General features: G+C 55.2%; 11 protein-coding genes. All 11 read left to right on the forward strand.

Annotation, left to right across the window (positions count from 1 at the left end):
• The first annotated feature begins 101 nt into the window (after window positions 1–101).
• The gene (locus ACUVTA_RS01120; protein WP_445951141.1) at window positions 102–599 is read left to right on the forward strand and encodes a chemotaxis protein CheW; all 498 of its coding nucleotides are present in this window, start codon (window positions 102–104) and stop codon (window positions 597–599) included.
• 11 nt (window positions 600–610) lie between these two features.
• Window positions 611–2,695 carry a chemotaxis protein CheA gene (locus tag ACUVTA_RS01125; RefSeq protein WP_445951142.1) on the forward strand — a complete coding sequence of 695 codons (2,085 nt, stop codon included), beginning with the start codon at window positions 611–613 and terminating at the stop codon, window positions 2,693–2,695.
• Entirely contained in the window at window positions 2,682–3,731 is a 1,050-nt protein-coding gene (locus ACUVTA_RS01130; RefSeq protein ID WP_445951143.1) for a protein-glutamate methylesterase/protein-glutamine glutaminase, read from the forward strand. Before ACUVTA_RS01125 ends, ACUVTA_RS01130 begins: the two co-directional genes overlap by 14 nt.
• A gap of 110 nt (window positions 3,732–3,841) precedes the next feature.
• Window positions 3,842–4,138, forward strand: a complete 297-nt coding sequence (gene flgM / locus ACUVTA_RS01135; protein WP_445951144.1) for a flagellar biosynthesis anti-sigma factor FlgM — start codon at window positions 3,842–3,844, stop codon at window positions 4,136–4,138.
• Window positions 4,139–4,195: 57 nt separating this feature from the next.
• Complete coding sequence (gene flgN, locus ACUVTA_RS01140; RefSeq protein WP_445951145.1) at window positions 4,196–4,669, forward strand: flagellar export chaperone FlgN; 474 nt, start codon at window positions 4,196–4,198, stop codon at window positions 4,667–4,669.
• 47 nt (window positions 4,670–4,716) lie between these two features.
• Window positions 4,717–5,067, forward strand: coding sequence for a hypothetical protein (locus ACUVTA_RS01145; protein ID WP_445951146.1), 351 nt, complete (start codon window positions 4,717–4,719; stop codon window positions 5,065–5,067).
• A gap of 99 nt (window positions 5,068–5,166) precedes the next feature.
• The gene (flgK, locus tag ACUVTA_RS01150) at window positions 5,167–6,585 is read left to right on the forward strand and encodes a flagellar hook-associated protein FlgK (RefSeq protein ID WP_445951147.1); all 1,419 of its coding nucleotides are present in this window, start codon (window positions 5,167–5,169) and stop codon (window positions 6,583–6,585) included.
• Window positions 6,586–6,647: 62 nt separating this feature from the next.
• Complete coding sequence (gene flgL, locus ACUVTA_RS01155) at window positions 6,648–7,535, forward strand: flagellar hook-associated protein FlgL (protein WP_445951148.1); 888 nt, start codon at window positions 6,648–6,650, stop codon at window positions 7,533–7,535.
• Between the two features lie 30 nt (window positions 7,536–7,565).
• Window positions 7,566–8,099 (forward strand): DUF6470 family protein, encoded by a 534-nt coding sequence (locus ACUVTA_RS01160; protein ID WP_445951149.1) that lies wholly within the window; start codon window positions 7,566–7,568, stop codon window positions 8,097–8,099.
• Window positions 8,100–8,111: 12 nt separating this feature from the next.
• On the forward strand, window positions 8,112–8,537 hold the full coding sequence (fliW, locus tag ACUVTA_RS01165) for a flagellar assembly protein FliW (protein WP_445951150.1): 426 nt from the start codon (window positions 8,112–8,114) through the stop codon (window positions 8,535–8,537).
• 26 nt (window positions 8,538–8,563) lie between these two features.
• Window positions 8,564–8,797 carry a carbon storage regulator CsrA gene (gene csrA, locus ACUVTA_RS01170; RefSeq protein ID WP_445951151.1) on the forward strand — a complete coding sequence of 78 codons (234 nt, stop codon included), beginning with the start codon at window positions 8,564–8,566 and terminating at the stop codon, window positions 8,795–8,797.
• The last annotated feature ends 178 nt before the right edge of the window (window positions 8,798–8,975 follow it).

The following is an 8,975-nucleotide window of genomic DNA, read 5'->3' on the forward strand; positions in this document are numbered from 1 at the left end:
ACAAATGGGTAGGAAGCAGGTGGTTAAGTTTTAAACCGCCCGGACGATAAAGGATATATGAAAATTCTTCGTTTAGAGCGTTTTTCGGGGAGGAATTAAGGATGGCGCAGAAAACCGAGGTTACCGGTAAAGAAGAACAGATCGTAGTTTTTAAGCTGGCGGAGCAGACGTACGGGGTAGATATCGGGGCGGTAGCGGAGATTATCCGGATGGAGAGCATTACCCGCGTTCCCAGGGCGCCAGAGTTTGTAGAAGGGGTCATCAACCTCCGGGGCCGAATCATTCCGGTAATCGATTTGCGGAAGCGCTTTGGCTTGCCCGAAGGGGAGCAGACCCGGCAAAGCCGCATCATCATCGGGGAGATCGGGGGCATGACTATCGGCATGATTGTCGATGCGGTCCTCGAGGTACTGCGCGTCCCTACAGAAACTATCGCGCCACCGCCGGCGGTGGTTGAGGGGGTGGATGTGGCTTACCTCCGTGGGATCGCGCTCTGGGAAGAACGGATGATTATCCTCCTGAACCTGCAGAAGATCCTCTACGAAAATGAAAGGGAGGCCCTTGAAGAAGCCGAGGCTGCTTTTGAAGCCCCAGCGTAAGGAGGAATAACATGTTTTCGGACGCGGAGATTAGCGTATTCTTAGATGAGTTAGAGGAAAAAATCCAGATTCTCAACGATAATTTCCTGCTTCTCGAAAAAGAGGCTGATGACCAGCAGATTTTACAGGAAATCTTCCGGGCGGCGCACACCGTCAAAGGCTCTTCGGCGATCATGGGCTACGACCGTATGTCGCGGTTGACCCACGAGATGGAGAATCTCTTTGATAACCTGCGCCAGGGGCGACTGAGTGTTTCCACCGAAATGATCGACGTTCTCTTTGAGGCGCTCGATACATTAAGATCACTCCGGGACGAGATTACCGAGCAGGCGGAACCGGTAGATATCGAGCCGGTGGTGGCCAAACTGAGACGCTTCTTGCCGGATGAGGCGAACAAAAGTACGGCGGGGGAAATCCCTGCGGTAGCGGCCCTTTCTTCTTCAGGCAGCGCTTTTAACCTCACGGAAGCGGAGGAAGAGGTGGTCCGGGCTGCTTACGTGCGGGGTATGCAGGCCTACTGGATTAAAGTGGTGGTAGACGCGGAATGCCAGATGAAATCGGCGCGGGCGTACCTCGTTTTTCAGACCTTACAAGAGCAGGGGGAAATTATTAAGGCGGTCCCGCCTGCCGAAGATCTGCAGGAGGGTAAATTCGATACCACCTTTGAACTGGTGCTGCTGACGCAGGAGGATGCCGACCGCATCAGGCACCTGCTGCTGACCATTTCGGAGATTGTTGACGTAAGCGTAGAAACGATTAGTCTTCCGGAAGATGAGACCGTAGAGGCAATGGCGACCGGGGTGGCGGAGAGCACCCAGACAGCCACCCCTGCGGGAAAGCATCGTGCTGGGGGGAAACCGCGAGAGCGGGAAGAAACCGTAAAGCAGGCTAAAACCGTCCGGGTGGACGTGCAAAAGCTTGATAACCTGATGAACCTCGTTGGCGAACTGGTAATCGACCGGACACGCCTGAACCGTTTTGCGGAGATCTTCCGGAGCCGTTACGGTTCTGACGATCTCGTTGACGTTTTAAACGAAATCTCCAACCACTTGGGCCAGCTAACTAACGACCTTCAGGAGCAGATCATGAAGGCGCGGATGCTCCCTATCGCTCAGGTTTTCAACCGTTTTCCGCGAATGGTGCGGGATTTAGCCCATAAGCTCGGTAAAGAGATTAATTTTATCGTTGAAGGTAAAGATACCGAGCTCGACCGTAACGTAATCGAGGTGATCGGAGACCCGCTGATCCACCTGCTCCGGAACGCCGTGGACCACGGAATTGAATCTCCTGAGGAACGGGTGCGGGTTGGGAAGCCGCGGACCGGCACGGTATTGCTCAAGGCTTTCCACCAGGAGAACCACATTGTCATTCTAGTGAGGGATGATGGGCGGGGGATGGATGTCGAATACATCCGGAAGAAAGCTGTAGAGCGAGGGTTGGTAGATACAGAGATGGCTGGGCGCTTAACAGAACGTGAAGTCTTAAATTTTGTTTTTCTGCCAGGGTTCTCTACGGCCCAAGAGGTGACCGACCTTTCAGGACGCGGTGTGGGGCTCGATGTCGTTAAAAAAAATATCGAGCAGATTAACGGCTACATTGAAATGAACTCGGTTTTAGGGCAGGGAACTGAGTTTGAGATTAAGCTACCGCTTACCCTCGCCATCATCCGCGCGTTAATGGTTTCCGTAAGCGGCGAGGTGTACGCTTTCCCGCTTGCTAACGTAATGGAAACCATCCGGATTTCGCCGCAGGAAGTAAAGAAGGTTCAAAAGACGGAAGTGATTATTGTTCGCGGAAAGGTACTGCCGCTTATCTCCCTCGCTGAGTACTTCGGGGGGCAGAGGATTAATGATTCGCGGCTTTATGTGGTCATCATCGGCGTGGGGAACCGCCGGGTCGGGGTAGTGGTCGAAGCGCTCTTAGGGGAGCAGGAGATCGTTATTAAATCGCTCGGGGAATATTTGGGCCGCATACCCGGTATCTCGGGTGCCACAATCCTGGGTGACGGCCGGGTGGCGCTCATCGTCGATGCCCGGGCGCTAACACAAGAGGTAACGCGGGGCTTAGCGGAGGAGGCGCTTTATGCCGCCAGTTAAGGTAATGATGGTTGACGACTCGGCGCTGGTTCGCCGGGTCATCGGTGGGCTGCTGGCGGAAGATCCGGAGATCGAGTTGGTGGGAACAGCTTCCAACGGGCAGGAAGCACTCGAGAAAATCCCGAAACTCAAGCCAGACGTAATCGTTTTGGATATCGAGATGCCCGTACGCGACGGCCTAAGCACCCTCAGAGAGTTGATGAAAATCCACCCGCTCCCGGTGGTAATGTTGAGTACCTATACCCGACCGGGAAGCCAGGCTACCTTAGAGGCGCTAGCCCTTGGCGCCGTTGATTTTACGCCTAAACCGGCCAGTTCAGCAGAAATAACGGCGGTGGTCGGTGAATTAGCGGCAAAGGTTAAGACGGCTGCAGCCGTTCCCTTAAAGAAGATTCTCGGGGTAAAGGAAGGGACGGTCCAGCAGCAACCAGGAAAAGCCCCGGTACCTGCGGGCGGGCGGCGGGATCTGGTGGTAATTGGCTGCTCTACCGGCGGCCCGGCGGCCCTGCAGGTGATTATCCCCGCCCTCCCTGCTGATCTTCCAGCTGCGGTCGTCGTGGTCCAGCATATGCCCGTCGGTTTTACCGGTCCCTTGTCGGAGCATCTATCCAAGCGGGCGGCGCTTCGGGTTAAACATGCCGCTGATGGCGATCTTGTTTTGCCCGGGCAGGTTTTGGTTGCGCCTGCCGGTGCCGACTTCTATTTTGAAAATAACCGTTCCGGTCAGGTTAAAGTCAGACTGGTAGCCCGACGGGGGCGGCTGGCGCCGGGAGTTTTTCATCCCTCTGTAGATGGGGTGATGGCTTCGGCTGCTCAGTGCCGCGGACCGAAGGTTTTGGGAGTGCTCCTCACCGGGATGGGGCGGGACGGTGCGCTCGGAATGAAAGAGATCAAAAAGCACCAAGGGCGCACTATCGCCGAGGCGGAGGAGAGTTGTGTCGTCTTCGGGATGCCGAAGGCGGCGATCGAATTGGGTGTGGTGGATAAAGTAGTGCCCCTACCAAGGATCGCCGCGGAGATCGTTAATGAGGTATAATTTTTTATGGCGCGGGATTACGCGGATATAGGACCTTAGCACTATAAAGGCGTCTTGGGACCTGCCGATAAGACGCTATAGAAAGTGGTTTTTGAAGGGACTGAGGCGGAATGAAGGTTGGGCCGACGAACACCAGAACGGATATCGTCGGGCTTTACGAGATACAACAAAAAAAGCGGCTGTCGGAGAAAGCGGCGAAGCCAGACCGGTCGGCAGATAGCTTTGAACTGTCCACCGCGATTCAGGAGTTGCAAGAGCTGCAAAAGCGGCTCCAAGCGATCCCTGACGTGCGGGAAGACTTAGTGGCCAAGCTCCGCCAAGAGATCGAGGCGGGGATCTATAAGCCCGACCCCGAAAAGATTGCGGCGGGGATTATAGAGGAACTGCGCTTAGACCGGCGGTCGTAACCGCCGTTTTTTAATCAGGAATTCTTCTTGACTGCATACTATGGGGGAGGAGAACAGATGGAGAGGTGCACGCGCCTGATCGGTCTTCTGGAAGAAGAAAGCGTGGTATTGAAAGAGATCATTGGGGTGGCGGAAGAGGAAATCGAAGCCTTTGTTAACGGTGATCACGCCCGCATCTTAAAGGCGGCGGCCCGCCAGGAAGAGCTGACTGCTTCCCTCGTTAGCCTGGAAAAAGAGCGGCAGATATTGCAGCAGTGGCTGGAGAAAGAACTTCATTTACCGAAAGATTGTAAGCTTAGTGATTTGCTGCCCGTTCTTCCCGTTGAGTTCAAAAGGCCTCTTGCCGAACTGAGCCAGCGCCTTCAAAAATACGCCTCGGTTTTACTGCTTTTTCAAGCGCGGCTCTATTTTCTCATTGAGCGGGCACTTACGGTCGAAGAAACCGTGGTCCGTCTTCTCTCTAGGGCAAGGTCGAAAAACGATTACGGAGTGGCGCAGCGGGAGGTTGGCCTGGTCAACCAGTCCGTGTAAGGCAAGGCGGGCGAACCACTTCTGCGCTGCAAGGTCGGTGGTTGCGTGTGAAGATAGGGGCCGGCGGGCTTCAGTCGCAGATCGTCTTTGAACTTGACCAGGTGCGGCGGGAAGGAATGGCGCGCGGGGATCACCAGGTACGGGCTGATTTTGTCCCGGAAGTGGGCCGGGTCCTGGCGGACGGCGAGCGCCTGGTTCGCTTCGTGGAGCAACTAAATGCTGCTGCTACCTTGGCCAACTATCCTTTTCGCTTTCGCGTTCGGCAAAGGAAGGAGGGCGCCTGGGTTTTTCGCTTTTTGCCGGAAGCGGCGGAGACTGAAGAGGAGGTTAGTTCCGAAGAGTTGGCTGTTCTTTGGCAGCAACTCCAGCAGCGTAACCACTTAGACGAAAATGTTTAAAGCCTGTTGCTACAAAGAAAAGACGTCACTTTCCTCTCTAACATTAAACGCTGAATATGGAACGTCGAATGTGGAACGCTTTAAGAGGGTGACGCGGAAATGATCAGTACCTTCCTTGGTATCGAAACAGCGCTGCGGGCAATTATGGCCCAGCGCAAGGCGACGGAAACTGCCGGGCACAATATCGCCAATGCTAATACCCCCGGTTACAGCCGCCAGCGGGTGAACTTAACGGGGAGTTTTGATCCCTATACCGTTCCGTCACTCGGCAGGCCGGAGTTGCCGGGACAGCTCGGTACGGGTGTACGTACTACCGATATTGAGCGGGTGCGCGACCAGTTTCTCGACCTTCAGGTGCGCAACGAAGCCGCCAATTTGGGTTACTGGGAGGTAAAGCGGGACGGCCTCCAAAAAGTAGAAGTGATTCTGAACGAACCGGGGGATAACGGGCTTAACAACATTATGACCGCTTTCTGGAACGCTTGGCAAGAGCTGAGCAAAAACCCGGAAAGTCTTGTTGTCCGGTCTGAGGTGCGGCAGCAAGGCATTACCCTGGCAGAGACAATCCAGCACCTTCACCGCCAACTCACCCAGCTGCAAGAGGACCTGAATTTTAACGTCGGGACAACAGTTGATAAAATCAACACCATCGCGACGCAGCTTGCGGACCTGAACTGGCAGATTGCCCGTTCGGTGGTGGCGGGCGACAATCCCAACGATCTACGTGACCGGCGGGACCTTTTGATTGACGAACTGGCCAAGCTTGTGGATATCTCGGTGACGGAGCAGGCCGACGGCACGGTGACCGTGGCCATCGGTGGCCGTAACCTGGTGGAGGGAATCAAGGCGGATGCGCTGCAAGTGGTTTCTGACCCGCTGAACAATAACTTTTACGCCGTTCAGTGGAGTGACGGAACACCGGTAGATTTTACAAGCGGTAAGCTTGCGGGGATGATCTGGACGAGGGACACCGGCGTGGCGAAGATTTTAGGGCAGCTTGATGAGTTAGCCAAGACCTTAATAGACGAGGTGAACGCCACCCACCAGGCGGGGTACGGACTCGATGGTAGCACGGGGAACGACTTTTTTACCGGAACCGGCGCGGCCGATATTGCGGTAGCTAACGGGATCTTAAACGATCTCAATCTTATAGCGGCCGCCAGTGACGCGGCAAAACTTCCTGGGGACGGCACAAACGCGCTGAAGTTGGCTCAGCTCAAGGACGCCCTGACAATGCCCCCCGGATCGCCTACCGGCACCTTCGGTGATTACTACCGGAGTATGGTGGCCACTCTCGGCATCGATACGGAGCAGGCGCTCCGAATGGCGGAGAACGAAGAGATTCTGGTGAACCAGCTTGAGAACCGGCGTCAGGCGGTGATGGGGGTATCGATTGACGAAGAGATGGCGAATATCGTCAAGTTTACCCATGCGTATCAGGCTGCCGCCCGGGCCTTAACGACACTCGATGAGCAGCTCGATATTATCATCAACCGGATGGGGTTAGTGGGTAGGTAAGGATAAAGGATTTAGTTGGGGGTTTTTAACTTCTGGATACTGAAAAAATGGGGGATGGCGCGATGCGGGTTACAACAGGAATGCTTACCAATACCGTCCTGGTAGATCTGGAGAAGCATTTGTCGCTGATGGCCAAAAGGCAGGAAGAGCTTGCCAGTGGGAAGCGACTTAACCGCCCCTCTGACGATCCAAACGGGGTAATCGCCGCGCTTAGGATCCGGGCGCACCTGGCGGAGGACGCCCAATATATGAAAAATATGGGTGATGCTATTTCCTGGCTTAACGTAACCGATACAGCGCTGCGGGATGTCGTTAGTACACTTCAGCGGCTTCGTGAGCTTGCTATAGCAGGGGCTAACCAGGTCCTACCACCGGATTCGCTTGCGGCGCTAGCGGAGGAGGTGGCCCAGCTCAAGGACCATCTCGGTAACGTAGCGAATACCAACTATGGTGGACGGTATATCTTCGGGGGAGCCAAAACCACTACCCCTCCCTACGACTCTGTTACTGGCAGCTGGAACGGGACAAGTGATATCCTGGTATACGAAGTTGCTGCGGGGGTAACGGTGCCTGTGAATATTGATGGCCAAGCGGTTTTCAACGGTACGGTTGCTCCCAACGTTTTTAATCTTTGCGATGACCTTATCACCGACCTGAAAAATAATAACGCCGCGGATATTTCGGCTAAGCGGTTAGCTGAAATTGACCAGAATATCGATAATATCCTGGCCATCCTTGCGGAAGTGGGTGCCCGGGTTAACCGCCTGGAGATGGCCCAGGGCCGTTTAGAAAGGGCTGATATCGATTTTAGTGGGCTTCTTTCGCAGATTGAGGATACCGACATGGCGCGGGCGATTATGGATCTTAAGAACCAGGAGAATAGTTACCGGGCTACTTTATCAGTTGGTGCCCGGATAATTCAACCCACATTAGTTGATTTCCTGCGTTAAAGTAGGCCGGTATGGCTGACAACGGACCAAATGGAACCGCGCATTAGTATTATCCAGCAGTGGCCGGCGGTGGAACTTAAGCGGGTACCGCCGGTTTTCGAACTCCGGCGGCAGGCGCCCCGGCTTGAGATTACGGGCGGTCGGGTTGCCGTCCGGATTGACCAGACCAGATGTTTTGCGGAAAGGGGGCTCAAGCCCCCTGCGGCGCTTGCTCGTGAAGCGGCCCGAAGCGGGCAGGAGGCTGCGCTGGCAGGAATCGGCCGCCGGGCAGAAGAAGGGGACCATCTGGCGGCTATTGAAAAAGGCGGGACGGTTGCTGATCTTGCGGTGACGGAGGAGGAGGGGGAAGTCATCCTGCTGCTCCTGCCGCGTAGCCGTCCGGCAGTCGATTTCCCTTACCAGCCGCTAGTTATTCGTGTTGATCCTGGTGCGGTTGAAGTGGTTTTCTCTCCCGGCCGCTACGCAGTTAAGGCCTCTTTGCCGCCGTACGTCAGGGTTTATCTTACGCAGGGGGCGTTCTTGCAAGCCGGAATGGTATCCGGCAGTGTCGATCTTAGGGCCTAAGGGGGTAACGGGTTGAAGGTAGAGACCAAAAGGTTTGGTCAGTTGGAGGTTGCCGAGAACCAGGTCGTTATCTTTACGGAAGGATTACCTGGTTTTCCGGAAGCCCGGCGTTTTATTTTCGTTGATATCGAGCGGGATTGCCCGCTTAAATTTATGCAGTCGGTAGATGACCCAGGCCTTGCCTTCCTGGTAGCCGAGCCGCTACCTTTTTTCCCTGATTACCGGGCGGTTGTGCGTCCGGAGGAGTTGGCGCCGCTCGCGCTGGAGCGGCCGGAGCAAGGGATCGTCGTCGGGATCGTTTCTGTGCCTGCGGATTTCAAGGAGGCGACCATCAATCTGAAGGCGCCAATAATCATTAACCCGCAGCAGCTGCTGGCCCGCCAAGTGATTCTGGAGGGAGACTACGATATCCGGACGCCACTGTTCGCTAGAAAGTAGGGATTAGGCTTTTCGGGGGTGGGAGGGTGCTGGTATTAACGCGACGCCGCGGGAAAACGGTCGTTATCGGCCACAACATCGAAGTTATGGTTGTGGATATAAGGGAGGAACAAGTGCGCCTCGGGATTAAGGCCCCGAAGGAAGTGCCAGTTTACCGGAAGGAGATCTTTGAACTCATAGAGGCAGAAAACCTTCGGGCGGCGTCATCGCTACCGCCGCCTGAGGTGCTCAAAGGATTAGCCGGGAAATGCCCCAGATAAAGATAGGACGTTAGACCTATGAAGCTTGTGCCGGTCTGGGCGATTAAAGGAGTGAAGGGTACGCCTTATGCCGGCAGGGCGGCCGACTGACCGGCAGGAGGCGAGGGCCTACGCCCTAAGCACGGAGGCGCAGGGCAATAAAAAGATCAAGGAGGGTGATATTATGGGACTGAGGATC

The sequence above is a fragment of the Thermodesulfitimonas sp. genome (assembly GCF_052743955.1).

Excerpts from the sequence above, each read along its gene's own strand:
- ACUVTA_RS01120 (WP_445951141.1), top strand. The coding sequence starts at position 102 with ATGGCGCAGAAAACCGAGGTTACCGGTAAAGAAGAACAGATCGTAGTT.
- ACUVTA_RS01125 (WP_445951142.1), top strand. The coding sequence starts at position 611 with ATGTTTTCGGACGCGGAGATTAGCGTATTCTTAGATGAGTTAGAGGAA.
- ACUVTA_RS01130 (WP_445951143.1), top strand. The coding sequence starts at position 2,682 with ATGCCGCCAGTTAAGGTAATGATGGTTGACGACTCGGCGCTGGTTCGC.
- flgM (WP_445951144.1), top strand. The coding sequence starts at position 3,842 with ATGAAGGTTGGGCCGACGAACACCAGAACGGATATCGTCGGGCTTTAC.
- flgN (WP_445951145.1), top strand. The coding sequence starts at position 4,196 with ATGGAGAGGTGCACGCGCCTGATCGGTCTTCTGGAAGAAGAAAGCGTG.
- flgK (WP_445951147.1), top strand. The coding sequence starts at position 5,167 with ATGATCAGTACCTTCCTTGGTATCGAAACAGCGCTGCGGGCAATTATG.
- flgL (WP_445951148.1), top strand. The coding sequence starts at position 6,648 with ATGCGGGTTACAACAGGAATGCTTACCAATACCGTCCTGGTAGATCTG.
- ACUVTA_RS01160 (WP_445951149.1), top strand. The coding sequence starts at position 7,566 with ATGGAACCGCGCATTAGTATTATCCAGCAGTGGCCGGCGGTGGAACTT.